The sequence below is a fragment of the Paenibacillus sp. J22P90 genome, assembly GCF_059692195.1.
The window spans coordinates 205731-230837 of the sequence record NZ_JCAUAY010000001.1; the positions used below are offsets into that span (position 1 = coordinate 205731).

Annotated in this window: 20 protein-coding genes; 15 read left to right on the forward strand and 5 right to left on the reverse strand. The window is 47.0% G+C overall.

The window, feature by feature from the left end:
• Positions 1-91 precede the first annotated feature (91 nt).
• Entirely contained in the window at positions 92-2284 is a 2193-nt protein-coding gene (locus AC58UX_RS00950) for an AMP-binding protein (protein ID WP_497248809.1), read from the forward strand.
• On the opposite strand, the gene AC58UX_RS00955 is transcribed toward AC58UX_RS00950, so the two are convergent.
• Positions 2281-3216, reverse strand: coding sequence for a diacylglycerol/lipid kinase family protein (locus tag AC58UX_RS00955; RefSeq protein ID WP_497248811.1), 936 nt, complete (start codon positions 3214-3216; stop codon positions 2281-2283). The two genes, AC58UX_RS00950 and AC58UX_RS00955, sit on opposite strands and share 4 nt — an antisense overlap.
• A 237-nt stretch (positions 3217-3453) precedes the next feature.
• On the opposite strand from AC58UX_RS00955, the gene AC58UX_RS00960 reads away from it, so the two are divergent.
• From AC58UX_RS00960 to AC58UX_RS01000, 9 genes are all read left to right on the forward strand, one after another.
• On the forward strand, positions 3454-5193 hold the full coding sequence (locus AC58UX_RS00960) for a methyl-accepting chemotaxis protein (protein ID WP_497248813.1): 1740 nt from the start codon (positions 3454-3456) through the stop codon (positions 5191-5193).
• A gap of 956 nt (positions 5194-6149) precedes the next feature.
• A complete protein-coding gene (locus AC58UX_RS00965) occupies positions 6150-6593 on the forward strand; it encodes an OsmC family protein (RefSeq protein ID WP_497248815.1) in 444 nt (147 codons plus the stop codon).
• A gap of 38 nt (positions 6594-6631) precedes the next feature.
• Complete coding sequence (locus tag AC58UX_RS00970; RefSeq protein WP_497248817.1) at positions 6632-8446, forward strand: cache domain-containing sensor histidine kinase; 1815 nt, start codon at positions 6632-6634, stop codon at positions 8444-8446.
• Positions 8443-10041: a response regulator gene (locus AC58UX_RS00975; protein ID WP_497248819.1), complete on the forward strand. Its 1599-nt coding sequence runs from the start codon at positions 8443-8445 to the stop codon at positions 10039-10041. Before AC58UX_RS00970 ends, AC58UX_RS00975 begins: the two co-directional genes overlap by 4 nt.
• Positions 10042-10135: 94 nt before the next feature.
• The gene (locus tag AC58UX_RS00980) at positions 10136-11482 is read left to right on the forward strand and encodes an extracellular solute-binding protein (RefSeq protein WP_497248821.1); all 1347 of its coding nucleotides are present in this window, start codon (positions 10136-10138) and stop codon (positions 11480-11482) included.
• Positions 11483-11496: 14 nt separating this feature from the next.
• On the forward strand, positions 11497-12381 hold the full coding sequence (locus AC58UX_RS00985; protein ID WP_497248823.1) for a carbohydrate ABC transporter permease: 885 nt from the start codon (positions 11497-11499) through the stop codon (positions 12379-12381).
• Positions 12378-13193, forward strand: a complete 816-nt coding sequence (locus AC58UX_RS00990; protein WP_497248825.1) for a carbohydrate ABC transporter permease — start codon at positions 12378-12380, stop codon at positions 13191-13193. The genes AC58UX_RS00985 and AC58UX_RS00990 overlap by 4 nt, the downstream gene beginning before the upstream one ends.
• Positions 13194-13218: 25 nt before the next feature.
• Positions 13219-14850, forward strand: a complete 1632-nt coding sequence (gene nagZ / locus AC58UX_RS00995) for a beta-N-acetylhexosaminidase (protein WP_497248827.1) — start codon at positions 13219-13221, stop codon at positions 14848-14850.
• A gap of 160 nt (positions 14851-15010) precedes the next feature.
• Positions 15011-16270, forward strand: coding sequence for an MFS transporter (locus tag AC58UX_RS01000; RefSeq protein ID WP_497248829.1), 1260 nt, complete (start codon positions 15011-15013; stop codon positions 16268-16270).
• 54 nt (positions 16271-16324) lie between these two features.
• Here the strand turns inward: AC58UX_RS01000 and AC58UX_RS01005 are convergent, their stop codons facing one another.
• The gene (locus AC58UX_RS01005) at positions 16325-17080 is read right to left on the reverse strand and encodes a DeoR/GlpR family DNA-binding transcription regulator (protein ID WP_497248831.1); all 756 of its coding nucleotides are present in this window, start codon (positions 17078-17080) and stop codon (positions 16325-16327) included.
• A gap of 241 nt (positions 17081-17321) precedes the next feature.
• Here AC58UX_RS01005 and AC58UX_RS01010 point away from each other — a divergent pair, with 241 nt between their 5' ends.
• From AC58UX_RS01010 to AC58UX_RS01020, 3 genes are all read left to right on the forward strand, one after another.
• A complete protein-coding gene (locus AC58UX_RS01010) occupies positions 17322-19001 on the forward strand; it encodes a hypothetical protein (RefSeq protein ID WP_497248833.1) in 1680 nt (559 codons plus the stop codon).
• A 138-nt stretch (positions 19002-19139) separates the two neighbouring features.
• Positions 19140-19712, forward strand: coding sequence for a sigma-70 family RNA polymerase sigma factor (locus AC58UX_RS01015; protein WP_497248835.1), 573 nt, complete (start codon positions 19140-19142; stop codon positions 19710-19712).
• Entirely contained in the window at positions 19709-20416 is a 708-nt protein-coding gene (locus AC58UX_RS01020; RefSeq protein WP_497248837.1) for an anti-sigma factor domain-containing protein, read from the forward strand. Before AC58UX_RS01015 ends, AC58UX_RS01020 begins: the two co-directional genes overlap by 4 nt.
• Positions 20417-20462: 46 nt before the next feature.
• Here AC58UX_RS01020 and AC58UX_RS01025 read toward each other — a convergent pair whose 3' ends face one another.
• The 3 genes from AC58UX_RS01025 to AC58UX_RS01035 form a co-directional block, all read right to left on the reverse strand.
• A complete protein-coding gene (locus tag AC58UX_RS01025) occupies positions 20463-21053 on the reverse strand; it encodes a c-type cytochrome (RefSeq protein WP_497248839.1) in 591 nt (196 codons plus the stop codon).
• 352 nt (positions 21054-21405) lie between these two features.
• Positions 21406-22344 carry an aldo/keto reductase gene (locus tag AC58UX_RS01030; protein WP_497248841.1) on the reverse strand — a complete coding sequence of 313 codons (939 nt, stop codon included), beginning with the start codon at positions 22342-22344 and terminating at the stop codon, positions 21406-21408.
• Positions 22345-22374: 30 nt separating this feature from the next.
• Positions 22375-23370: a Gfo/Idh/MocA family protein gene (locus AC58UX_RS01035; protein ID WP_497248843.1), complete on the reverse strand. Its 996-nt coding sequence runs from the start codon at positions 23368-23370 to the stop codon at positions 22375-22377.
• A 133-nt stretch (positions 23371-23503) separates the two neighbouring features.
• Here AC58UX_RS01035 and AC58UX_RS01040 point away from each other — a divergent pair, with 133 nt between their 5' ends.
• Both AC58UX_RS01040 and AC58UX_RS01045 read left to right on the forward strand, forming a co-directional pair.
• Positions 23504-24346: a helix-turn-helix transcriptional regulator gene (locus AC58UX_RS01040; protein WP_497248845.1), complete on the forward strand. Its 843-nt coding sequence runs from the start codon at positions 23504-23506 to the stop codon at positions 24344-24346.
• Positions 24347-24449: 103 nt separating this feature from the next.
• Positions 24450-25085: a DUF2238 domain-containing protein gene (locus AC58UX_RS01045; RefSeq protein WP_497248847.1), complete on the forward strand. Its 636-nt coding sequence runs from the start codon at positions 24450-24452 to the stop codon at positions 25083-25085.
• The last annotated feature ends 22 nt before the right edge of the window (positions 25086-25107 follow it).

A 25107-nucleotide genomic window follows, 5' to 3' on the forward strand; every position in this document is an offset into this window, starting at 1 on the left:
GAAGCATACACATGCCGAGGTCTTATTTCTTTTGCGTGCATACAATGAACTATTGACAGACGCGCGAGAAATAACAATAGGGGGAATTCCCATGATCAAATGGATGTTCGTTACGCTAGTAAGGGTTTTGCTTCCGTGCTTGCGTCTGTTTGTGATGTTCGCTTTTAAGCTGAAAGTGACAGGCATGGAGAATCTCGTTTTGACAGGAAAAACGGTACTGATCCCGAATCACGTATCCTTGTTGGATGCGGTGGTGCTCGCTTTGATTTTACCTCAAGATGTGGCATTTGTTGTGAATACGAACATCGCGAAACGATTTGCGTGGATACTGATTTTCAGGGCGCATATCACCGTAGATACAGCGAATCCCTACGCAGTTCGCACCATGTTGAAAACGATACAAAGTGGAATACCGCTGGTTATTTTTCCGGAAGGGCGCATCACCACGACTGGTGGTATGATGAAAATATACGGAGGCATCGGATACATTGCCCTGCGAACTCAGGCTCGCATCGTGCCGATCAGCATCCATGGTTTGGAGTATTCGAAGCTGTCGTATCTACGCGGGAAGATAAAGCAAAGATGGTTTCCGAAGGTAGAGATCACCTTTGGCGATGCCTTTCAAGTACCCGCTGGAGATGAGAGGCTGACAAAGAAAATTCAAAAAGAGCAGGCAACGGAAGCTATTCGCAATAAGCTGCTGCTGCACTTGCTCGAGAGCAGGCTGGAGCCTGAGGTTAACTTATTTAACGAGCTTCTGACGGCGACGCGGAGGCACGGAACAAAAACCGTCATTGTTGAAGACGTCCTGAGCAATTCCGCATTAACGTATCGGAAGCTGCTGCTGGCTAGTTATACGCTGGCTTTTAGGCTGGAGTCGCTGCTTATAGGGCAAAAGCGCGTAGCTCTACTATTACCGAATGCCGCGGGGCATGTGGTGACGTTATTTTCGCTCTATCGTTTAGGGATTACGCCAGCGGTATTGAATTACTCTGCCGGCAGGCAGGCGATGCTGGACGCGTGTGAAACCGCTGAAGTGATGACAATTTTGACGTCTAAGGTGTTTGTCGAGAAGGCGGGGTTATCGGATTTTATCCATAGTGCTAGCGACTCTTTCACGGTCATTTATCTCGAAGATTTGAAAGAATTGCTAACGATGAAAGAGAAGTTGGCGGGTTTGTTTCACTTTTTGCTCAGGAAAAGAGGGCCAGTGGGTTCTGGTCTGAATGAGATTGTACTGTACACCTCAGGCAGTGAAAGTAAACCGAAGGGTGTCGTACTGACACACCGCAATGTGGTCGCGAATATACAACAGGCGAAGCTTGTTATTGCTTTTAATAGTTCGGATATTGTCTTAGGCAGTATGCCAATGTTTCATTCGTTCGGGTTGACGGCAGGCACGATGCTCCCGATTCTCTCCGGAATAAAGCTGGTGTTATATCCCAATCCTCTGCATTATAAGGTCATTCCAGAGCTGGTCTATGATCGGAATATTACGATTTTATTTGGTACATCAACGTTTCTAGGGGCTTATGCGAGAACGGCACATCCTTATGATTTTGCCCATTCGTTGCGCTATGTGGTTGCGGGTGCTGAACGGTTGAAGGAAGAAGTTCGCCAAACATGGCAGGATAAATTCGGGATTCGTATTTTGGAGGGCTATGGTACGACGGAGACGACGCCTGTTATTTCTTTGAACACACCGATGCATGGAAAGAAAGGCTCTGTCGGTAAATTGCTCCCTGGGATCGAAGCGATTGTGGAAGAAGTCGAAGGCATTGCGACGGGTGGACATTTGCTCGTTAGAGGTCCTAATGTGATGAAAGGGTATTTGATTCATAGTAAAGGGTTCGTACCTGCTGCTGAGTGGTATAGCACGGGGGATATTGTTACGTTGGATGATCAAGGGTACTTGTTCATTCAAGCGCGTTTGCAGTCTTTTGCTAAAATAGGCGGGGAAAAAGTATCGTTGCTCATGGTGGAAGCACTCGTATCAAAGATCTTGGAAGCACCTGCGGTATGCGCTGCGGTTCATGTGCCAGATCGTCGCAAGGGCGAGCGAATCATTATGTTTCATACGAGTAAGGCGAGTCCGCTGGAGGCGCTTCGCGAGTCGATGAGGCAAGAGGGGCAGCCCGGTATTTATATGCCATCTGAGCTGCGGTATATCGAGAAACTGCCGCTGCTTGGTAGCGGGAAGATTGACTATGTGACCTTGAAACAATGGGCTTTGAAGAGTGATGTCGTGAATAGAGATGAAGATGAGGGTAAACCCACAGCTTAAGCTGTGGGTTTTGAACGTATGACGGAAATAGCCCCAGGAATGAGTTCGATTTGTAGAGGCGTGGAGCCAGCAAACTCCCCGTCTGCTTGGACAAGCAATGGTTTCTCTGTCCGAATGGAAATGGATGTTCCTTTATAAAAGGATACGGCCGGATGCTGGGTGTGCTTCCCTTGATACACGGTGAACAGAACTGGCAGGAGGCGAATGCGGCCTTTACTTTGAATGACTACGACATCTGCCATGCCGTCTGTTGGACTTGCTGTCGGGCAAATTTGAATCGCACCGCCGTAAAATGGGATGTTGGCGACGGCTGCCAGCCACATGTTGGGCAGTTCGCTTACATTGCCGTCTACATCGATCCACGCAGTGGAAGGTTGATAGGTTGCGAATACCCGAAGTATCGAAATGAAATAAGAGAGTCTTCCTAGGCCAAGACTGTTAAGAAGTTTCTTGTAGCTGGCTTCGTTCGTCAGTTTGGCGACCATGCCATCAAAGCCTGCACCGATGCTATTCACAGCCACTTGGTTATGAGTGGTATGCAGCAGCAGGTCAATTTGTACTGTGCTAGCAGCATTCAAGGCGATTTGCAGCGCTTCTAGCGGTTGATTGGGTATGCCATAGGCTTTGGCAAAATCATTGCCTGTGCCGGCTGGAATAACTGCAATGGAGCAGGTTGTTGTGCTGTTCTGAGACTGCCAAATGCCGCCTGCCGCCTCATGAACAGTACCATCGCCGCCAATCACAATAATGCGCTGTACGTGATGTTCCTGAATTAATGTTATGGCATGCTGTGTCGCTTCACCGGCTTGCGTCGTTAATTTTGCTAGATAAGAGATTTGTTTCGCTTGAAGGTAAGTTTGAATTTCTCCCCAGATGTTAGCTCCCCTGCCATTGCCTGAAAGCGGGTTCACGATAATTCCGATTGACGCCATGGATATTTGCCCCTTATCTTTTCGTTGATGTGGTTATATTTGGTAGGTGAAAATCATTGCTGTAGTGAGGTTTTAGATGAATTTTTCTTTACATCAGGGGCACTTTTTTTGTAAAATAAACCATAGGTAAATTAACCAACACTTGTGTTAGGTTTTGTTACATAAGATAATCTGTTTTGTGATTTACACTCGGGGGGAGAATGGGTAACTTTGAAATTCACATCAAAATTGAGCAGCATGCGTAGTACCGCAAAGCCAAATGTCAACCTGTCGCTCCTTCGTAATCTTAAACTGCGATTTAAACTGCTGTTCATGAATGCGATAGCCATCTTATTTTTATTAATTGTAGGTATCACTGGTTATTATTATATGGACAAGATGTCTAGTAATTCTACTAGAATGTACGAGGAAAGTCTGCTATCTGTCAAATGGATTAATCAATTAAATACAAATTTAAATGAAACCGAATCCCATTTGCTTGAAATGATGCTGTCCACGGATGTGAAATATAAGACTAAGCTCAAAGCTAAGCTAGATGAGAACTTGGCTACTAATAAAGAGTTAGTGACGAAAATTGCGGGGATTGCGCTGAATGAGGAAGAGGCTGGCGCTTTCAAAAGCTTCGAGGAGCTGAATTCTAAATATCATGAACTCGTTGTAAAAACGATTGATCAAGCGACGCAAAATAACCAAGTTGCTTATCAGGTATACAACAATGAAGTGTCCCCTCAAAGTGATAAAACAGTAGAAGCCTTAGACAAGCTTGTTGGACTCAAGGAGTCTGCGGCGGAGCAATTCCAGAAGTCGAGTACTTCCGACTCGAAGATTTCACACGCGGTCATCATTCTGACGATCATTATCGCCATTGTTGTGATGACGCTGGGTGCATTGGCACTTAACATGATCATTTCTACGCCGATTCGTAAGCTCCAAGAAAACATGGAAAAAGCAGCCGGTGGGGATCTTGCTGTTAAAGGGGATTATCCTTTTGACGATGAAGTTGGTAAATTAACCAATTCCTTTAATGTCATGACAGATAGCTTGCGCGGCTTGGTTATCCAAATTTCAGATAATGCGCTAACGCTTTCGGCAAGCTCAGAAGAGCTTCTTGCAAGCTCGGAGCAAAGCTCCTTAGCAGCCAAACAGGTTGCAACGTCCAGTCAGCAGCTTTCGGAGGATTTTGACAAGCAATTTGCAGGTGTGACGCAAGCGAATGAGGCCGTTGGTCTCATGCTGACCAACACGAAGCAGATTGATGAGTCTGCTCAAGTAGTGGCATCTCTCGTGAATCAAGCGACGCGTGCAGCTCACAATGGGAAGCAATCTGTCGTATCGATCGCAGGGCAGATGTCGGAGATCTCGGAAGCTGTTCGAGATGTCAACGTGGTGATCGAAGCATTGGGGAAAAATGCACATAAAATTGGTGAAATCGTCAATGTCATTAATGAAATATCGACGCAAACGAACCTGCTTTCGTTGAACGCTGCCATCGAAGCGGCTCGTGCTGGGGAGGCTGGACGTGGCTTTGCTGTTGTCGCTGGAGAAGTTCGTAAGCTTGCAGAGCAGTCGTCCACATCGGCGCGTAACATTACGGAACTGGTGTCGACGATTCAGAGACAGATCAATCAAGCTGTAAGCTCCATGCATACAGGTGCAGGCAAGGTGCAGGAAGGATTGACAATCTCGGAGGAAGCGCAAGCTTCGTTTGTTCATATCGAGACTTCGGTCGATAAGGTTAATACGAAGGTGGAAGATGTGAATCGGAACATTCACCAGCTTGTGGAAGCGAACTTGCGGATCGAGCAAGTGATGCGCATTGTGAGCACGGTTTCGGAGACTGGGATTTCCGTTAGTCAGGAGACATCCGCTGCGAGTCAGCAGCAAATGTCGACGACGGAGGAAATTGAGAATTCCGCGAAGTCCTTGGCGGGACTTGCGGAGGAACTGCAAATTTCGTTGCAGAAATTTAAGGTGTAGAAGAGGACCCGCGGGCATTGTGCCTGCGGGTTTTTGGTTATGATTATGTTGGTGCTTCCGTTGGTGCTGCTGCTGTAGCATGAGTGTGTGGGTCTGCAGAGATTAACTTGTTAAAGTGATTAGTGTTTAGCTGGAATTGGTGGATTAGTAAGACAAGGTGGAATTACTGGGGGATGAAGGGGAACGTCAATGCGCTATTTAACACAAAAGCTACTGAAAATGTGATCAAGGGGAACGAGGATGCCTTATTCTATACGGTAATTGCAGATTTTGAGCAGATCAACTGAAATAGCGCACTAACGTTCCGCTTAAGTCAAATAAGGACGAAAAAAGATCTAATAGCGCATCGTCGTTCCCTTAGATGGGCTTGGAGTGCGACTGGATGAGCATCGTGCCGTATATCATCACCGTATTGACACGCATATACATATGTTATATAATACTAGAGTTGATTGAAATGAAACCATATAAACACTTCATATTTAGCCTCATTTACCCCACACGAACGATTAGCGAGAAGAAAGTAACCCCCTCTCCTTGTTTGTTTTTCTCCCAATGCGCAATCCATCAGCTCATTTATGGTAAACCCGAGGCAACGTAAGTGTTTCGGCAGTAAGGTGTTTGTATAGCAATTCGCACTGGCGCGGTCATTGGAGCCGCAAGGATGGAAGAGAGGTAGGGCTTTCATTGTTTTGATTCCAACACATTGAAATTACGCAATTTCATAGAGATCAATTGTAGTTACATAAATCGTTTTCGTGCTGATTAGGTGCGGGAACGATTTTTTATGTTGTCTTGGCTGGTGAAAGATGTCAGCATCCTTTACAATAAGATCAAATCAACCGATGGTTAGCTGGAGGGTGTGGCCCTAATGTTTTACCCGAGTGTCCCTCGACATCTTTACCTGTAAGTTATGTGAGTTGTTTCAACCATACATAGAAAGAGGCACACAACCCATGACAGAACAATGCTTTATACTAAAAGCAAGTTGGACAGGCGGTCTCGACGGCACTGGACACATTCAGGCGGGTAGTCTCTCGACACCCATTTCCGTCCCCAGTGAATTCGATGGTCCAGGCATCGGATCAAATCCAGAAGAAATGCTGCTAGGTGCTGCGGCAACCTGCTATATTATCACGTTAGGTACGCTGCTCCAGCGAACAGAACTCATTTCCCTCGAGCTTCACTCCCACATCTACGTCCAGGACAAGCCTACGATGAAAGTGAATCGGATCACACACTGTCCACTCATCACAGTGCCACCTCATACGACGGAAGCGCAGCTAGATAAAATAAACAAAGCCGCACTCCGCGCTGAGCAAACCTGTATGATCAGCAAAGCATTGCGAGGCAATGTGACGATTAGCGTAGAACCAGAGATTCGAATTTTAGACGTGTAAAGAACTCTACCGAGACCGAGAAGGAGAGCAGCGCCGCGATGAATCTGAACAAAAAAGTATTTATCGGTTTTTTACTATTCATTATCATCCCTTTATTTGTCCTAGGGTCAGCGGTATACACAGTCTCTCAGCAGCTTATTGAGAAAAAATATGGTGATCTAACCGAAGTCACGCTGCAAGCGATCTCGCGAAATATTTATTACATGTTCAAGGAAGCGAACTATTTCTCTGATTTTTGGATGGTGAAAGAAAGCATTCAAGGTATCTATCGTACGATGGATACGGTTAAGCCGAATTCGAATACGCTCTCTTCGTATGATTTAAATACGTTCGATACGCTGCTTCGCGGCTCAATTCTTACCTATTCCCCTGTGCAGTCGGTTGTCATTTACAACAATATCGGTAAATCTTTTAGCGCGGGGAGAACGAGCGGCAGCTCGATTCCATGGTCGACGATTCAGCAAAGTGTTGCATTCCCGCACATTCAAGAGTTGAACGGCAGTCCTCTCTGGATTGGACCCTCCGAGTTCAAGGAGTTCGGTTCAGGCCGTGGAGAGTTCTATCAAGCGCGGATGGTCAAAGATTTTTGGACGATGGATAATCTGGGCTATATGCTGTTGAAATTTAAGTTCAATGAGCTGGATCAGATTTTCAAATCCTTCAATACGAGTGAACAAAGCTCCAAACGCTATTTGCTGATCAACAAGAACGGTCTTATTTTTTACGATAATAAACAAAGCTTAGAAGGGGCTAACATCCTGCAATTAACACAGGGGAAATTAGATCTTGGACTTAATAATTATAGCTTTCAGGCCAATTTTCAAAATGAAAAAAGCCTTATTTCCCTCTACCATTTAAATATTAATCAGATGGGTGTTCAGGACTGGAGTGTCGTGTCCGTAACCTCGTGGAAATATGTCGCTGGGGAAATTGAGACGATTATGAAGCTCGTAGCGGGCATTACGTTTATTTGCTTATGCTTTGCACTCGTGTACAACCTCGTCTTCGTCAGACGGATTATTCAGTTGATCCTCCGCATGCTGAACGCGATGAAAAAAGTGGAGCGCGGAGACCTGACTACTCGCATGGAAGAAAGCGGGAAGGATGAGACTTCAGCTCTGGCGAGAGGATTTAACAGTCTAGTCGTGCGGGTCGAGGATCTCCTCGAAGAGGTGAAGCGTCAGCAAGACCGCAAAAACAAAGCGGAGCTGATGCTGCTGCAAGCGCAGATTAAGCCTCATTTTCTTTTTAATACACTCGAGTCGATCAATGTGCTGGCCATCCAAAACCAAGGGAAGAAAGTCAGTCAAATGGTCATTCGTCTTGGGAACTTGCTGCGGATCGGGATGGAAAATCGAGAAGAAATTACATTAAAGCAGGAGCTTGAGCACCTGCGCAGCTATTTGGAAATCCAAGAGTTCCGATTTGAGGATCAATTCCAATACACCATTGAAGCGCCGTCAGAGCTGCTCGATGAGCATATTTTAAAATTAACGCTTCAGCCACTCGTCGAGAACAGCTTACAGCACGGTTTTGAACCGATCGATTATATGGGCTCGATCTCAATTAAAGTTGTGGATGAAGATGACCGGATTGGGCTGTATGTGACGGATAACGGTGTTGGCATTAGTAACGACAAGCTAGCGAAATTCCATTATAAAACCGAGCTGGAGACGCCTTTTCATGAAATTCTGGAATCGAATGAAGAGCGGAGAGGGCTTGGTGTAAGCAATGTTGCGGATCGGGTCCGTATTCAATACGGCGAGCATTATGGCATGTTCATTTGTTCCCAAGAAGGACAAGGCACGACGATGAAGGTTGTTATTCCGAAAAGGAAGAGGGTTGTCGAATGAGGTTGAAGGCGATTTTGGCGGATGATGAGCCGAATATTTTGCGAAATTTGCAGGCGGTCATTCCATGGGAAGAACTTGAAATCGATATTGTAGGCAAAGCTAAAAATGGGCTTGAAGCCTTGGAACTCTGTGTTCAGCATATCCCCGACATCGTGATGAGCGATATTCGCATGCCGCAAATGGACGGGATCACCTTTATCCATAAGCTGAGGGAAATCAATGAAGACTGCACCGTGTTGATGGTGACGGGGTACCAGGATTTTGAATACGTGCGCTCACTTCTTCGAGTAGGAGTTAGCGATTATATCCTAAAGCCGATCAATTACGAGGAGCTTGAAAATTCGATCCGAAAGCTAGCGGTTGAGATTCGTGCCAAAAAGCAGACTCAACAGGAGGAACTCCTGAAGTGGGGGAAAATCCGAAGCTTGGCCTACGAGAAGATTTTACAGGATATTATGATGGATTATATGGATATCACGGCCAGTACGCAGCTTCCGATCGACCAAGGGGACCTGGAGACATTACGGTATATTTTCGCGATTATTGACGTGGATGATTACTCTCAAAAATCGCTGCTTTGGAGCGAGCAAGAACGGAAGCTATGGAACTTTGCTGTGCGTAACGTGTTGCAGGATTCCATGGCAGGCGAAACATCGCAGTTCACCGTTCTTCAGATGCGAGAAGGGGAATGGTCCTTGCTCATGGAGTGGGAGGAGTCAGGCAACGACTCGGTTGAAGCGAAGTTGAGTGCCTTAGCCGCTAAGCTGCAGCAAAACGTTCTTCAGTCTGTTAAGCTAGGCATCAGTGTAGGCTATTTCCCTGCGGACATCGGTTTGCAGCGTCTTGCGGATACCTATCGAAAGCTGCAGCGTTTCATGCAGTTGAATTTGGATAAGCAGCAATCTGTGCTTGCTTACAAAGAAACGAAAGAGTCTACGGACGCGAATAGCTCGCTCTGGTTTTTGGTAGAGGAAATTGTAACAGGCCTTAAGCAGCTGAACCGTCCCAAGACTGAAGATGCACTCGATCGGCTTAAATTATTGCTAGAGGGTCTGCCGGAAAGTTCTTTTGCTAGAGCTTATCAGATGATGCACTACTTGATCCTTCATGTACTCCGTGAGCTGCGTGAGATGAATGCCCTCGATAGTCAGGAAGAAGAACAGATTTGGCGTGAACTGGACAAAAGCGAAAGTATTCCGCATTTGCTGCAGGTAATGGTACAACTCGTATCAAGTGGGCTCGAGGGTACCAATAAGAAAAAGAATAGTGAGCTGCTGATGGCTGCTGCCAAGGAGTATATCCGATTGAATTATTCGACCGATTTTGGGATTGAGGATATCGCAAGCTCTCTAGGGATTAGCTCCAGTTACTTTAGCTTGTTGTTTAAACAGCATTTTGGGGAAACCTTTGTGGAATACGTGACCAAACACCGAATGGAGCAAGCCAAGTCCTTGTTGCTTCACAGTGACAAAAGCATTACGGATATCGGGAAATGCGTTGGCTATTTGGAACGACGTTATTTTACCAAAGTATTTCAGAAGTTTACCGGTGAAATTCCATCCGAGTTTCGTGATAAGCGAAAGGAAGGGAACTAGAGGAATTTGCCCCTAGATAAGGAATTTGACGGTCTTTAGCACGCGCAAAGGTTCAATTATACTTAACTGGTAAGCTTAAAGGAGACACGAGTGGATGAGAAAACGAACACTGATGAGTGGCGCAGGTGGCGTGGCTCTCACCGTTATGCTGTCGGCATGCAGTATGTTTTCGGACAATTCGGCACCGCAAAGTGATGCGGCCAGCGGAAGAGGGGCACAGAATGGTCCCATCTTGCTGACAATTCGCCATACACAGGTGAAGGATACACAGAAGAAACGTCTCGCCATGCTGCAGGATGTTGTGAAAGCGACCGAAGCGAAGGTGCCGGGTTTAACGATTACGTTAGACGGTGTTGAAGATAAGGTGAATCGCTTCGAGAAGCTCCGTGCAGAAATGGCTGCGGGCAATCCGCCAGAAATATTTGATCTGTTCGGAGGCACGGATACGAAGGATTATGTGAAGGCGAACCGACTGCTCGATCTCACGCCCATTCTGCAAGAGCTTGGATTAATGGATAAGTTTTATAGCTTTGAAGAGTTCACAGTCAACGGTAAAATCTATGGCATTCCCATGGCGGGCTACGTAGAAGGCCTGTATTATAACAAAAAGATTTTGGCTGAGCAGGGGATTCAGGTACCTCAGACCTGGGACGCACTTGTCGCTGCAGCGACGAAGCTGAAAGCTGCCAAAATAACGCCATTTGCCATGGCGGCCAAGGATTCTTGGGTCATTAATATGATGATTAATACGATGTGGGTTCGTACGGCGGGTGCGGATTCGATTGAGGGCTTTCTGAACGGGAGCAAGCAGTGGACAGATCCAGACGTATTGAAGGCTTTTGAGCAGTATCAATTGCTCATTCAGAAGGACTTTTTCCAAGACGGCAGTCTGGCACTTGCCTATGCGGAGCAGCAAAATACGTTCAGCAGCGGAAACGCAGCCTTCATGTTTGACGGCAGCTGGGCGAATACGCCGCTGCTTGATCCTGATAAATCCGTGATTGCCCGAGATATCGGCTTCATGAACTTTCCCCCTATGGGTGGACCGGGCGATGGGTATATTAACGGTGGCTGGTCCAATGCCTATGGCTTCTCTCAGAAAGTCACACCAGAGCAGCTGGTTGCGATCAAGGAATTTATTAAGCAAATGTACACGGAGTCGATGCAAAAAAGGCAGCTCGTGGAAGAAGGCATGCCACCCGCGATGAAGCTGAAGGATACGAGTCAAGTGAATCCATTGATCTCTGAGATTTTGAATGTGTTTGCGAGCAGCAAAGGAACGTTCCCTGCATTCGATTCTCGCATTCAAACGAAGGTTCGAGAGAAGCTTGAGCGCGGGATGCAGGAGCTGCTTGGCGGACGGACAAATCCGGCCTCCCTGACGGAGGATTTGCAAAAGCAGCAGGAGGCTTCGAATAAAGAAGAAACCCATACCAAATAGTAGTAGGATGACATATGAACAAAATGGGAAGAAACGCATTGGCGTATACGTTCTTTACCTTGCCGACGCTGCTGTTGTTCGCGATATTTTTTATATATCCGATGCTGATGTCGCTTCGCTATGGCTTCACGGCGTGGAATGGCATCTCCCCGGCAAGTTGGAATGGGTTGGACAATTTCATAACGGCCTTCCGCGATCCTTATTTCTGGATTGCTGTGCGTAATAATCTGTCTTTCATTGGCTTTTCCATCGGGATACAAATTCCGATTATTGTAGCCATTGCGCTGCTGGTAAGCAAAATTAAGCGTTGGCTCGGGTTTTATAAAACCCTCATTTTCCTGCCAACGATTCTCTCGACCGCGGTCATTGGCGTGCTCTGGGAATTTGTTTATCACCCGCAGGCAGGGCTCCTTAACCAAGCTTTAGAAGCCGTCGGCCTATCGAGCTGGAAGCATGCTTGGCTTGCGGATGGCGCAACGGCGATGCTCGCCATTCTGATCACCAACGCGTGGCAATGGATGGGCTTCTATGTGGTGCTCGTGGTGTCCGCGATCTACGCGATTCCCAAACATCTTATGGAAGCCGCCCAACTCGACGGTGCAGGCAGCATCAGACAGGCGTGGTCGATCATTCTGCCGCTTTTGAAACCTGTCATTCTCGTGATGATGCTCTTATCCATTACGGGTGGGATGAAAGCGATGGATATCGTTGTTGTCATGACCGGCGGTAATCCTTATGGGATTACGGAAGTTATGGCATCCTATATGATCAAAAAAGCTTATCGTATCGGCGAATATGGCTATGCAAACAGCATTGCCGTGCTGATCCTCCTTTTTACAGCGGTACTAACCTCTCTGTTTGGCTGGCTGACAAGACAACCGGAGGAGGTGCGAGGATGAGAGGTAGCCTCTTTCGTCGTGTTTTTCCACACGGCATACTGCTGATATACATAGGGCTGATTTTATTTCCGCTAGGCTGGACGCTGAATTCGTCCTTCAAAACAAATAAAGAAATCATTACTGCGCCATGGTCGTTTCCTACAGAGCTCTCGTTATCGAATTATTGGAATGCCTGGACTGGTGCGCATGTCGGACACTATTTTATGAATAGTGTGATCAATTCGACGGTGTCAGCGTTGGTCTCTCTGGCTTTAGGGACTGCGACTGCTTACGCGCTAACTCGGATGTCTTTTCCCAGGCTAAGTCTTTTTCTGAAAAGGATACTGATCCTAGCCCTGCTGGTACCAGCGGCGTCCTTGTTAGTCCCGTTGTACATGCTCCTCAGGAGCTTGCATCTGTATAACACATCACTAGCTTTAATACTCCCCTATGTGACGCTAGGGCTGCCCGGGACGGTATTCATGGTCAGCGCGTTTCTAAAGTCTATTCCGAATGAGCTGGAGGAGGCTGGCATCGTGGATGGGCTATCCATCTATGGGCTGCTCTGGCGGGTGATCGTCCCCATTACGATGCCGTCCCTGTTCACGGTATTTATGCTCAACTTTTTGACGAGCTGGAATGAATTTATTATGGCGAATTTATTTCTGACCAAAGAGAAGCTGCGGACGCTCCCAGTAAGCATGGTAGCCTTCTACGACCAATTGAATATGAACTACGGCTCGCTATGCGCGGCGATCATGATCAGTATGATTCCTGTTGTAGTGATGTATCTCATCCTGCAAAAGGGCATCATGGAAAATATAAAAGCATAATCCCTTATTTTAGGAGCGTGTACCTATGTCATCCGTCGGAATTACGAACTATAAGCCCCTTACACTGCGTCAAAAAGTAGGTCAACTCTTTGCTTGCGGCTTTGATGCCATGGAGCCTAATGCGCATATTACGCAATTAATCGAAAAATATGGCATTGGCGGCGTCATTTATTTCCGTCGTAATGTGAAAGACGCTCACCAGCTTGCTCAGCTTTCCGCTAACCTGCAAGAGATCAGCCTGAAGAGCGGCGGTCAGCCATTATTTATCACAGTCGATCAAGAAGGCGGCATGGTGTCCCGTATTGAAAAAGGGGCAACCTTGCTGCCGGGCAATATGGCATTGGGTGCTGCGTTTGCACCTGCTGGCGTTTATGCGAGCGCGAAGGTGATGGGCAAGGAGCTTCGCCAAATGGGCGTGAATATGAATTTGGCACCTTGTCTAGATATCAATAACAATCGCTTGAACCCGGTCATTGGTGTTCGTTCCTATGGGGAAACGGCAGCGATTGTAAGCGATATGGGGACGCACGCGGTGAAAGGCATGCAAGACATGGGCGTAATTGCAACGGTGAAGCATTTCCCAGGGCATGGGGACACGACGGCGGATTCGCACCATGATTTGCCGGTAGTTCCGCATAGTATGGAACGATTGATGGAGCTTGAGCTAGCGCCGTTCATCAAGGCGATCGAGGGTGGCGTAGATGCGATTATGTCCGCGCATGTGGTCTTCGAGGCTTTGGAAACCAGCAGCGTACCTTCTACGCTGTCATATAAGATATTGACGGAATTGCTGCGCGGCAAGCTTGGCTTCAAAGGGCTGATCGTGACGGATTGCTTGGAGATGAAGGCGATCTCAGAAGGTGTTGGCGTAGCTGAAGGTGCGGTTCGCGCATTAGAAGCGGGAGCAGATATTCTGCTGGTAAGCCATGACCTGGAGCGGCAAATTGCGGCGATTGAAGCGGTCATTGCAGCAGTGGAAAGCGGCCGTATTCCAGAGTCGCGGATTGACGAGTCCGTGCTGCGTATTATGACGTATAAATTTAAGCGGGAAATACGCTTTGATACCTTAACGCCAATTCCCGATGGGCCGATCTCGACACCTGAGCACCAGCTTTTGGCCAAGGAATTGAGCCGCAAAAGCATCACCAAGGTCAAAGATGAGGTTGGCGACGTTCTCCGAGTGGGCGAGAAAACGCTGGTGATTTGGACTGAAGTGCAGTCGGGCACAGAGATTGACGAGGTCGTTGATCGTGAAGGAACTCTTGGAAGTGTATTGTCCGAGTTAACCGGAGAATCGGTTTGTGAGGTTTATTTGGGACTCCAACCGAACTACGAGGACATTGCTGAGATGATCAAGGCAAGCGAAGGTGCGGAACAAGTCGTTATTGTCACTTACAATGCGACGTTCTCATTCGGCCAAACTGCGCTGGTCAAAGCGTTGGCACAGAAGGAAGGCATGCAGCTTATCGTAGCTGCAGGGCGTAACCCTTATGATTTGCTTGAATTCCCTGAAGTGAAGACGTACTATGCTTGCTACGAGAATCGACCGCTGGCGATGGTTTCGTTGGCTAACGTATTGCTAGGTCGTGAAGCCGCTGTGGGGCGGTTACCTGTGACCTTATCGGAGCAATATCCGGTAGGATGGCGACAAGAATAAGGAGAAAATAAGTTTACAGAAATTTTCTCTAGCATCTTACAGCATCTCTCTGTAAAATCAGATAGGCTTGTGAAACTTTTTGGTTCCTATTACGTAGGTACAAGGGCACGTTTCACGCATTTCACAAGCAATCTATTTAACAGAGGGGTGTTTTTTTCTTATGAGTCTTGCGGATACGCAATCCGAGCCAACGATGAGTTCTTTTTTTAAGAATAAATTCGTTCAAACGATTATGATTTCGGGAGTTTTGCTGCAAATTGGAATATGGATTCGTAACTTTGCGATTCTGCTCTATGTCACGGATATGACGAACAATGATCCATACTCGTTATCTTTAATTTCAGTAGCGGAATTCGCACCGATCTTTATCTTCTCCTTCATTGGCGGAGCGTTCGCCGATCGCTGGAGGCCGAAGTTGACGATGGTCTGGTGCGATATACTTAGTGCAGCATCTGTTTTTATTATTTTGATCACGTTGTATATGGGGTCTTGGAAAGCGATCTTCTTTGCCACCTTGGTGTCCTCGATTCTTTCGCAGTTCTCCCAACCTTCCAACATGAAGCTATTTAAAGTGCATGTCCCTGCTTCGCAAATGCAATTGGGGATGTCGATGTTTCAATCGATGATGGCGATTTTTATGATTTTGGGACCAATGTTAGGCTCATTCATCTACTATCGCTTTGGTATCGAAACGGCTGTAGCCATTATGGGCGCATGTTTCTTGTTATCCGCGCTGGTTCTTACGTTCCTGCCTAAGGATCAAAAAGAAAATTCATCGGAGCCGCGCACTACTCACATTTTTACGGAAATGGGTCATGGCTTTCGTTATGTCATGAAGAACAAAATGCTCGTCATTCTAGGTGGTTGTTTTGCCGCAGCAGGTCTGGCGGTTGGATTAGTAAGTCCATTAGGCATTTACATCGTGACAGAAAATTTAGGTTTAGAAAAGGCGAACCTGCAATGGTTCATGGTAGCTAATGGGGTAGCCATGATCGTAGGTGGCGGTGTAACGATGGCGTTCACCAAAAAAATATCCCCACAAGCGATGCTTACGATCGGGATGGCTGTTAGTGCAATTACTTTTGCCATGCTCGGTATGGCTCAACTCGTATGGTTTGCTCTGCTTATGCAGTTCATTTCGGGTCTGGTTATGCCTGCGATTCAGATTGGGATTAGTACGTTGATTCTAGGGAATACAGAGGAAGCGTTCGTTGGGCGAGTGAACGGTATTCTAACACCGCTCTTCATGGGCTCCATGGTCATTACGATGACTTTGGCAGGGACACTCAAAGCCAACTTCTCACTTGAGTCGATCTATCTAGCGTCGGCGATACTGTTTGTAATTGGTGTAGTGATTATGGTGCCAACGTTGAAAATGAAGTCAGCGCCAATTCCACAGCCGAGCAGTGAAATGAAATAAAGAATGAAAAAAAGCGATATCTCTTAGCCGAATGGCTAGGGATATCGCTTTTTCTTATAAGAAAGGAGCTCCGGCTTCTTTAAAGGCCAGCTTCATTTCGGGCGTGATCGAGGAATCACTGATGATCCCAACGGCTTCTTGCACTTCGCCTATGACAAACAAAGAGCTTCGGCTGAATTTGGAATGATCGGCCACGAGATACGTTTCCATGGATTGCTTCATCATGCGGCGATTCGTCTCGGCTTCAAGCTCATTGTAGATCATCATCCCGCGGGAGAGGGAAATACCGTCACAGCCCATGAATGTTTTGCGGATGCTGAGATTCTCGAGCGTGGCGTTCGCCAGCGGACCTGAAAGCTCAAAGGTTTGTGTGCGAATCACACCACCAGTCAAAATCAACTGCAGCCCAGGCGTACCAATCAGCTCATAGGCAATGTTCACAGCATTTGTAATGACGGTCAAATTTTTGAATTGGTTGAGCTTTTTTGCAATAAAAGTTGTTGTCGTTCCGCCGGTGAGCCCGATAATATCCCCATCTTCGATGAAACGAAGGGCTTTGTCAGCAATCTCTTTCTTTTCATCGGTGTAGAGGTCCATTTTATTAAAGAAGGGGACTTCGACCTTCAAACTTTCAAGAACAGCTCCGCCAAAGGTGCGGATGCAGCGTTTTTCCTGCTCGAGAATTTCCAGATCTCGTCGTGCAGTTGCTTCAGAGACATTGAATTGTTTTACGATATCCGTCAAGGCAATGGAGCCTTTATCTTTGATCGCATGCATGATCGCATCTCGGCGAACATCGGTCTTTCCCATGGTGTACCTCCCACAAGCTTCCCTTCAGGGAGCTAAGTCACGATTCTATATAAACATGCTTATTTTGCCAAAAATAATGCTTCTTTATATCTTATCATGGCGGAGGGAGGTCGTCCATTGGATCAAATGTTTTATGAAAGCAGCACAAACCGATATCCATTCCGCTTCGTTACCTTGATAGGAAAAGCATTCCACAAGAAGTTGAGTTTGCTTCACCCCATTTAAGGAGGCGTGTACGGGTATGAGGTATTTGAAGAAATTCGTCATTTCAGCTTTTGTACTTCTAGGTGTTGTCATGGGTCTGACCGCTTTGACAGCGATTGCCGCTGAGCAAATGCATGTGAAGTCCGAGACAGATGTCGCAGGCGATCTGGGTATCTTACAGGGAGACGGTAACGGACTGACGACGGAATATCTAAATAAGTCTACAACGAGATTTCAAGCAGCCATCATGTTTTTGCGTTTAAAAGGGCTGGAGACGGAAGCATTAGCTTACAGCGGGATGAATAATTTTAAGGATGCAGGTCTTGTCTACAAAGAGGGCCAGGCGGTGCTTGGTTACCTCAAAGCTCACCCTGAACTAGGTTGGCAAGGAACGGGCGGAGATCAATTTGATCCTTTATCTGGCATCACAGCTCAAGCCTATTACAAGGTGTTGCTGGAAGCCATCGGTTACAAGCAGGGGACAGATTTTGAGTTCGCTCAAACACTTGCTTTTGCTGAACAAAAGGGTTTATCCAAGATCGCAAGTGTACAGCAAATCGTTAACATGAACGTGGCAACTGCAACCATCGAAGCCTTGCATGCGGCAATGAAAGGCAGCGATAAAACACTAGCAACAGTGTTATCCGAAAAAGGTATTCTTGCAGCAAATAAGCTCGAACAACTTACATACAAATCCCTGCAACTAAAGAAAAGTGATGCACTTGGAAGCTATCTGGCGGATGCCAAAGGAAAGACACTCTACTATTTTACAAAAGACGCAGCTGATCTAAATGCTTGTGTGGATGCTTGCTTAGCAAAATGGCCCGTTTATTACGATGATCAACTGATCGTGCCTGCAGGCTTTCAAGCGGCTGATTTTAGTGTGTTACAGCGTAAAGATGGTAAGCAGCAATTGATGTACAAAGGGTGGCCTTTATACTACTATGCGATGGATCAAGCGCCAGGGGATACGAAGGGTGATGCGGTTGGTAAGCTCTGGTATGTCATTAAGCCAGCAGCGGGGATTGCAGTAGGGACTAAAGCTGACCTTGGCAATTATTTGACGGATGCGAAGGGCATGACACTTTATTATTACGACAAAGATACGAAAGGAGTCAGCAATTGCTCCGGAAAATGCTTAGAAAAATGGCCATTATTTTATGCTGATCATATTGCTGCACCTACTGGAATCAACTCAGCTGATTTTGGTACGATCATTCGTGCGGATGGGAAGAAGCAAACGACCTATAAAGGTTTCCCATTATATTACTGGGTAGACGATAAGAAGATGGGGGATACGACGGGTCAAAATGTCGGGACTGTATGGTTCGTTGTTGATCCAGCTACATTTACCGGCACAAAAGCTGTGAACAGTTCAGTAAAAACAAGCAAATCTGATCAACTCGGCACGTATCTGGTCGATGGAAACGGGATGGCGCTTTATTTGTTTACAAAGGACAAAACCGATGTGAACGCCTGTGTTGGTCAATGTATTGTAAACTGGCCGATTTTCTATGATGCGAATTTGACGGTGTCGAGTGATTTACAAGCAAGTGATTTTGGTGAATTCACGCGAACTGATGGAACCAAGCAAAACACCTACAAAGGTTGGCCATTGTACTATTGGATTAAAGATACAAACCCTGGGGATACGACAGGCCAAAATGTAGGAAAAGTATGGTTCGTTCTGGACCCTGCAAAAACTGAACTCAGATAACACGAACAGAAAAGCGGTAACTACGAACTTCAACCCTTCTGCTTAATACAGAAAGGTTGGAGTTTTTGTCTATACGAGCTGGAAATGTGGTAATGTTAGAGTTAATAGACATCAATTTCACTCGGGGAGAGCCAAGTTATGCGAAATCGAACAGATGGAGAGCTCATGAAGCTAATTATGGCGAAAGAGCACTCTGCTTTGGAAGAGCTCTATGATCGTTATGCTAAGCTTGTATACTCGTTTGCTATGAAATCCATGAAGAATGAACAGGAAGCCAGAGAAATCGTACAATTGGTGTTTACGCGTCTGTGGACAACAGGCAAAGGCTATGATGCCAGCAAAGGCGCATTCGTCAATTGGATCATTACGATCACACGCAATATTACAATCGATTATTTACGCAAAAATCGTAAACACAACCAAGTCGTCCAATTTGAGCCTCGTGAGTGGGAGCAAGCACTTGTTTCGGGGGATGCGAATCCAGAGTCGGTCCTATCTCGTAAGTCGACAGTTGAACAAATTCAACAAGCCTATGTGCATTTATCAACGAATCAAATTGAATTGATTGAAATGATGTATTGGGAAGGCTATTCGTTAAGTGAGATAGCGTCCCACAAGAATGAACCTGTTGGCACCATTAAGAGCAGACTACATCAATGTTTAAAAATACTACGTAAACATTTGACATCACGAGGGGAGGGTGACGTATGAAAGAACAAGAACCTATTGACTGCAGCTATATCATCAATTATTTAACTGACGAATGCACGGAATGGGAACGTGCTTCTTTTGAACGGCATCTGCGCACCTGTGACTCATGCCAAAAAGAGCTGCCAGAATTGCTCACCGTCTGGCATTCGCTGCCTTTTCAAATGGAAGAAGTGGAAGTTCCGCCGGATTTGAAGCAGCAAGTGATGAAGTCGATTGCCATGGAACCAGAAATCAAGAAGCGGCGATCATATACATGGGTCTATGGAGCTGCAGTAATCGTGCTCGGTATCGTCGTAGGCGTTCTGTGGAATTACAATCCGCTTCTATCCACCAAAGAATCAGCAAGTGAGTTGTCAGATAAGCCATCGGCGGTCGTCAGTACGTACATGTTGAAATCAGTGGACACGTCCATGCCAGCGGCTTCAGGGACAGCTTGGGTTGTGAAGCATGGCGATCTAAATAAAGTCGTGGTCAATTTATCTGGACTAAGTGAAACACAAGGGGATTCTACGTATCAGGTCTGGTTGAATCACAATGGGAAGAAGTATAACTGCGGAACGCTTCTTGTAGATAATAAAGGTACCGGTGTATTGTCTTATGATGTTCATGCAAAAGAACTGAAAATCGACTCCATTGGTGTCACGTTGGAGCCAGATGCGAGTGGCAAGCAACCGCGAGGGAAAAAAGTGTTGGGATCTATTTAATCGAAAACCAGGCCTCCTTTTCTGAAAAAAGGAGGCCTGGTTCTTGTTATTTCATGCTGGAGAGCCAATTTGCTAACGTTTCGATCTCGTCGGGCTTTAGCTTGTCTTTGAATGGCGGCATCTCGACCTTGCCGTTCATGATTTGATTGACGATCTGCTCTTTCGTTCTGCGTGAACCTACTTTCGTTAGGTTCGGACCGTAATCCCCTGCCAAGCCTACGCCATGGCAGACCAAGCAGTTGTCCTTATAGAGCAGCTCGGCCTTCGCGCTTGAGCTTGCTGCTGTTGTTTCCTGCGGCTTGATAGAAGGCGCAGTTGTAGGTGCTGGCGTCGCGCTAGCAGGAGCAGGCGTTGGTTTCGGCGTGGGCGATGGTGTCGCCGATGCTTGGGGCTGCGGCGTTGCGCTAGCTGTCGCCACAGGGCTTGCCGTGGCGGCAGGCGCTGCCGTTGCCGCAGGCGTGACGGTCGCCGACACCTGTGGAGTCGGCGTTGCTGCTGCCGTCGTTGTCGCTGCTGGCAACGGCGTGGCCAAAGCGGCGGCAGGCGAGACGGCCGCTGGACTGGCTTCTTTTCCGCTGCACCCAGAAGCAGCGAGAATAATCAACCCACAAAGGCTTGCTTGCATCCATTTGTTCAAATCGTTCCAACTCCTTCGTATGTACTCTAAATAAGGTAACGGAGGAGAGGGGAGATCGGTTTGCTTTGTGTGAAAAAAGGAGACACCGACATCGGTGTCCCCTTGCGATCAACTACGAAATAAAGCTCCAGATAGGGTGATGGCATCATCCTATCTGGAGCCTTTTTCGTATTTTTATAGGACATAAAGTGATGGTATAACGCTAATGTGCTGAAATTCGCAAGATTACTTCAACTTTGGCGCCATTAGCGTTATCACGTATCGTTATTGTGCAGCAAGTGGTTCTAATTGGGCTGAATAGCGTTATCCGAGAACGTTATGCACATTCGCTGCGTTCTACGGTTTCCTTAAGCTACACCGTAGCTCCAGTCAAATCAAGCCAAGCCAGCTCCTGCGCCGACAGCACAAGCTTTGCACCATCGCGGCAGGAGACCATCTCCGCCTCGGAGCGCGGGCCGATCAGCGCGCACGCCGGGAACGGCTGGCTCAGCACGTAGGCGAGCGCAATCTGGATCGCGCTGACGCCTTTTTCCTGCGCGAGCTGCTGCGCCCGCTGCAGTCGCGTCCAATTCTCGTCGCTGTAGAATACGCGAACGAGATCAGCGTTGTCGCGGACTTCCGGCGAGAACCGTCCGGTGAAGAAGCCGCGCGCCTGCGAAGACCAGGACAGCAGTGGAAACTGCTGCTCTTCGTACCAACGCAAGGCATCCGCATCTGCTGACACGCAGCCAGCCCAGAAAGGCTCGTTTGGCTTCGCGAGACTTAGGTTCGGCGAGCTGAAGGTAAAGCCGACAAGGCCATGCTGCGCGGCATAATCATTCGCTTCTTGCAAACGCTGGTGCGTCCAGTTCGACCCGCCAAATGCGCGAATGCGTCCTGCTTCCAGATGCTCATTCAACGCTTCAACAATGGCACCTACAGGAACTGCCGGGTCATCACGGTGCAAGCCATACAAATCAATGTAGTCCGTACGCATCCGCTCGAGACTAGTCATCAAGTCGTGGCGAATCGCTTCCGCGTTTACGCGAGGACCATTTTTATCATGATGAGAGCCTTTGGTGAATAACACCATTTCGTCCCTTTTCCCCGTTTTATCCAGCCAAATGCCGATCGCCTGCTCACTTTCCCCACCACAGTAAATGTGTGCAGAATCAATCGTATTCCCGCCAACAGCTAAGTAATGATGAAGAATTTCACTGACCTCTTGCTCATTGTCCAATCTAAAAAAGTCAGATCCCATAACCAATTTAGATACCGGTTTATCTAAGCCTTTAACGTGAATATGTTCCATCTATGTTCCCCAGCCTCTCCACTCAAATTGTTATAGTTGAACACGTGAACGCTCTGCTGCTGATTTCAGACAAGCATCAATAACTTTCATATTCAAAACAGCATCCTGTGCAGCGAAGCGTTGCGCTTTTTCGCCCCATGCCGCATATGCCAAATCATCTACTTGCAAGGCGTATTGATTTAGGAACGGCACCTTTTCTTCGCGCTGCTCGTTGCCAACATATACTTGGAAATGACCAGACTCTTCAGTCGGTGTAATAAAAGCAGAAGGAATTACAATGCGTCCCTTGGAGCCAACCACCTCTAGGGTGTTGCGAAACGCTGCCCACATCCCGCAATCGAACGTGAGTGCTACATTGCCGCTGAACTCAACGAGTCCAGACATCATCATATCTACGTTGTCATGCTCGGGAGAGAAGAACGCATGCGTAGTGACAGCCTCAGGCTCACGCTCCAACAAAAATCTAGCCGCACTCAGCGGATAACAGCCTACATCATAGACCGAGCCGCCGCCCCACTCACGGACAAAACGGACATTTTTGCTGTCATTTGGGTTGCTGAACGTAAACGTACCGTGAATACCACGAATATCTCCGATTTCCCCGGATTGCATGATCTCTTTCACACGCTCGTAACGAGGGTGATGGCGGTACATGAAAGCTTCAGCAAACAGCACGCCTGCTTCTTCACTCGCTGTCACCATTTCTTGAACTTCAGCTGTCGTGAGTGCAGCAGGTTTTTCACATAGTACATGCTTGCCAGCTTGAGCAGCGCGAATCGTCCACTCTTTATGTAAATGATTCGGAAGTGGAATGTAGATCGCATCAATATCCGGATCGGCAATTAATTCTTCATAAGTTCCATAAGCTTTCGGAATTTCAAGCTTGGCAGCAACTTCTTGTGATTTTTCCAAGCTGCGACTGGCGATTGCACTTACAACACCTGTTTGTGATTGTTGAATGCCTGGGATACAGGCACGGATCGCAATGTTTGCGCAGCCTAGAATTCCCCAACGAAGTTTAGTCATGACAGCATTTCTCCTTTGTCTTGCGGAATGTGTAACGTTATATTGCTATTATAAAAGGAGTTATCTAAAATGAATATAACAATATATTGAATCGACTATCGTAATATTGTCATTAGAGATGAGGTCTTATTTTATGCGGAATCACGTTATGTTGCCGACTTTGCAGCAATGTCCCTATTTTATTTTTCCTGAATCCGTAGGCTGGTATCGAGATGAGATCAATCATGAAGTGGAGCGGCCAGAGGGGTTGTGGTCGACGTATAGCTTGCATTTTGTCATTGCAGGTAAGGGATATGTAGAGATGGAGGGACAGGTGTATACGTTGCAAAAGGGAGATGCCTTCTTGTTTCCACCGTATCAGCAGCAGCGCTATTACAGCTCCAAGGACGAACCTTGGGACGTTCGGTGGGTTCATTTTTATGGGGATCAGATTAAGGACTTTCTATTGGAAAAAGGATTTTTGCGCAATCTATGGACGCTAAAAAGGAGTGCTGAACTCGAGAAAGCCTTCATTGAGCTGTTGGCAGAAGCGGAGGCTTACCAAATTTTGCGACCCACGCAGCTGAGCACGTTGAATTACATGATTTTGTGCGAGTTTATGAGCTACGCTACACCGCTAACCGTCAATCGGGGGACGGAATCCGTGGATCGTATTCTGGCCCTGCTGCCTGACATGCAGCGTAGAGCTTGCGAGCCCTTCAATTTGGAGGAATGGGCTGAGCTTACCGGCGTGAGTACGTACTATTTTTGTAAAATATTTCGAAAAGCTACCTCGATGACACCGCTGTCCTTCATCACACTATGTCGGATTCAATTTGCCAAACAACGCTTGATTGAGAAGGAAAATTGGCCGATCAAAGACATTGCAAATGAAGCGGGGTATACCTCAGCGAGTTATTTCAATCAACGATTTCATGAGCATGAAGGGATGACTCCGAGCGAGTTCAGGAGCTTATATGTGAGAGGGTTATTTTAGTAAAAGGGTGTGAGGAAGCACGGTACTAGGAAAAGTTAGTACTTTTGGCAGGAACGGCAGCACGGTACTCTTAGTCTGTAAAGACGATAAGGGGGCTGTGTACATGCAAACGAAAATGTCTACGAGACCGTTCAAAAAGAATTGGATTTTGCAATCGATCATAGGGATATGGCTACTTGTGTGGGGATGGTTAGCGATTGCGCCGCATAGCCGAGGGGATTGGATGCTTGAAAATTTATTGATTTGGGCAACCTTGGCGGGGATTATCGGTACGTATCGTGTGTTTACTTTTTCTAATGTATCCTATGGATTACTTGCCTGTTTTCTGCTGCTGCATAGTGTTGGCGCTCATTTTTCATACAATGGGACGTGGTTCGATCCTTGGCTGCACCGCATCTTTGGGGCTGAACGCGATCATTTCGATCGGCTTGTTCATCTAAGCTTCGGGCTATTATGCGCCTATCCAATTTATGAAGGCATGCGGGGCTGGACAACGCTTGGGAGAAGATGGATTTATGTGATGACGTGTGTTATCGTTTTGGCTATGGGTGCATTTTATGAGCTCATTGAAATGTGGGTTGCGAACATCGTAGCTCCTGAGCTGGGTACTTTATTTGTTGGCGCACAGGGGGATCCTTGGGATGCTCAGCATGATATGGCGCTTGCGCTGTATGGGGCGATTATCGCGATGTGTGTGACGGCATGGGGGAAGCGCTGGTGGACTGGGAACAAATTATAGAATCGTTGGGGAGGCAAAGTTG

What these genes read in the sequence shown, in the direction of transcription:
- AC58UX_RS01010 (WP_497248833.1), top strand. Translation starts at nt 17,322, where the DNA reads ATGAGGTATTTGAAGAAATTCGTCATTTCAGCTTTTGTACTTCTAGGT.
- AC58UX_RS00980 (WP_497248821.1), top strand. Translation starts at nt 10,136, where the DNA reads ATGAGAAAACGAACACTGATGAGTGGCGCAGGTGGCGTGGCTCTCACC.
- AC58UX_RS01000 (WP_497248829.1), top strand. Translation starts at nt 15,011, where the DNA reads ATGAGTCTTGCGGATACGCAATCCGAGCCAACGATGAGTTCTTTTTTT.
- AC58UX_RS01040 (WP_497248845.1), top strand. Translation starts at nt 23,504, where the DNA reads ATGCGGAATCACGTTATGTTGCCGACTTTGCAGCAATGTCCCTATTTT.
- AC58UX_RS00975 (WP_497248819.1), top strand. Translation starts at nt 8,443, where the DNA reads ATGAGGTTGAAGGCGATTTTGGCGGATGATGAGCCGAATATTTTGCGA.
- AC58UX_RS00955 (WP_497248811.1), bottom strand. Translation starts at nt 3,216, where the DNA reads ATGGCGTCAATCGGAATTATCGTGAACCCGCTTTCAGGCAATGGCAGG.
- AC58UX_RS01045 (WP_497248847.1), top strand. Translation starts at nt 24,450, where the DNA reads ATGCAAACGAAAATGTCTACGAGACCGTTCAAAAAGAATTGGATTTTG.
- AC58UX_RS01005 (WP_497248831.1), bottom strand. Translation starts at nt 17,080, where the DNA reads ATGGGAAAGACCGATGTTCGCCGAGATGCGATCATGCATGCGATCAAA.
- AC58UX_RS00950 (WP_497248809.1), top strand. Translation starts at nt 92, where the DNA reads ATGATCAAATGGATGTTCGTTACGCTAGTAAGGGTTTTGCTTCCGTGC.
- AC58UX_RS01015 (WP_497248835.1), top strand. Translation starts at nt 19,140, where the DNA reads ATGCGAAATCGAACAGATGGAGAGCTCATGAAGCTAATTATGGCGAAA.
- AC58UX_RS00970 (WP_497248817.1), top strand. Translation starts at nt 6,632, where the DNA reads ATGAATCTGAACAAAAAAGTATTTATCGGTTTTTTACTATTCATTATC.
- AC58UX_RS00985 (WP_497248823.1), top strand. Translation starts at nt 11,497, where the DNA reads ATGAACAAAATGGGAAGAAACGCATTGGCGTATACGTTCTTTACCTTG.
- AC58UX_RS00990 (WP_497248825.1), top strand. Translation starts at nt 12,378, where the DNA reads ATGAGAGGTAGCCTCTTTCGTCGTGTTTTTCCACACGGCATACTGCTG.
- AC58UX_RS00965 (WP_497248815.1), top strand. Translation starts at nt 6,150, where the DNA reads ATGACAGAACAATGCTTTATACTAAAAGCAAGTTGGACAGGCGGTCTC.
- AC58UX_RS01020 (WP_497248837.1), top strand. Translation starts at nt 19,709, where the DNA reads ATGAAAGAACAAGAACCTATTGACTGCAGCTATATCATCAATTATTTA.
- nagZ (WP_497248827.1), top strand. Translation starts at nt 13,219, where the DNA reads ATGTCATCCGTCGGAATTACGAACTATAAGCCCCTTACACTGCGTCAA.
- AC58UX_RS00960 (WP_497248813.1), top strand. Translation starts at nt 3,454, where the DNA reads ATGCGTAGTACCGCAAAGCCAAATGTCAACCTGTCGCTCCTTCGTAAT.
- AC58UX_RS01030 (WP_497248841.1), bottom strand. Translation starts at nt 22,344, where the DNA reads ATGGAACATATTCACGTTAAAGGCTTAGATAAACCGGTATCTAAATTG.
- AC58UX_RS01035 (WP_497248843.1), bottom strand. Translation starts at nt 23,370, where the DNA reads ATGACTAAACTTCGTTGGGGAATTCTAGGCTGCGCAAACATTGCGATC.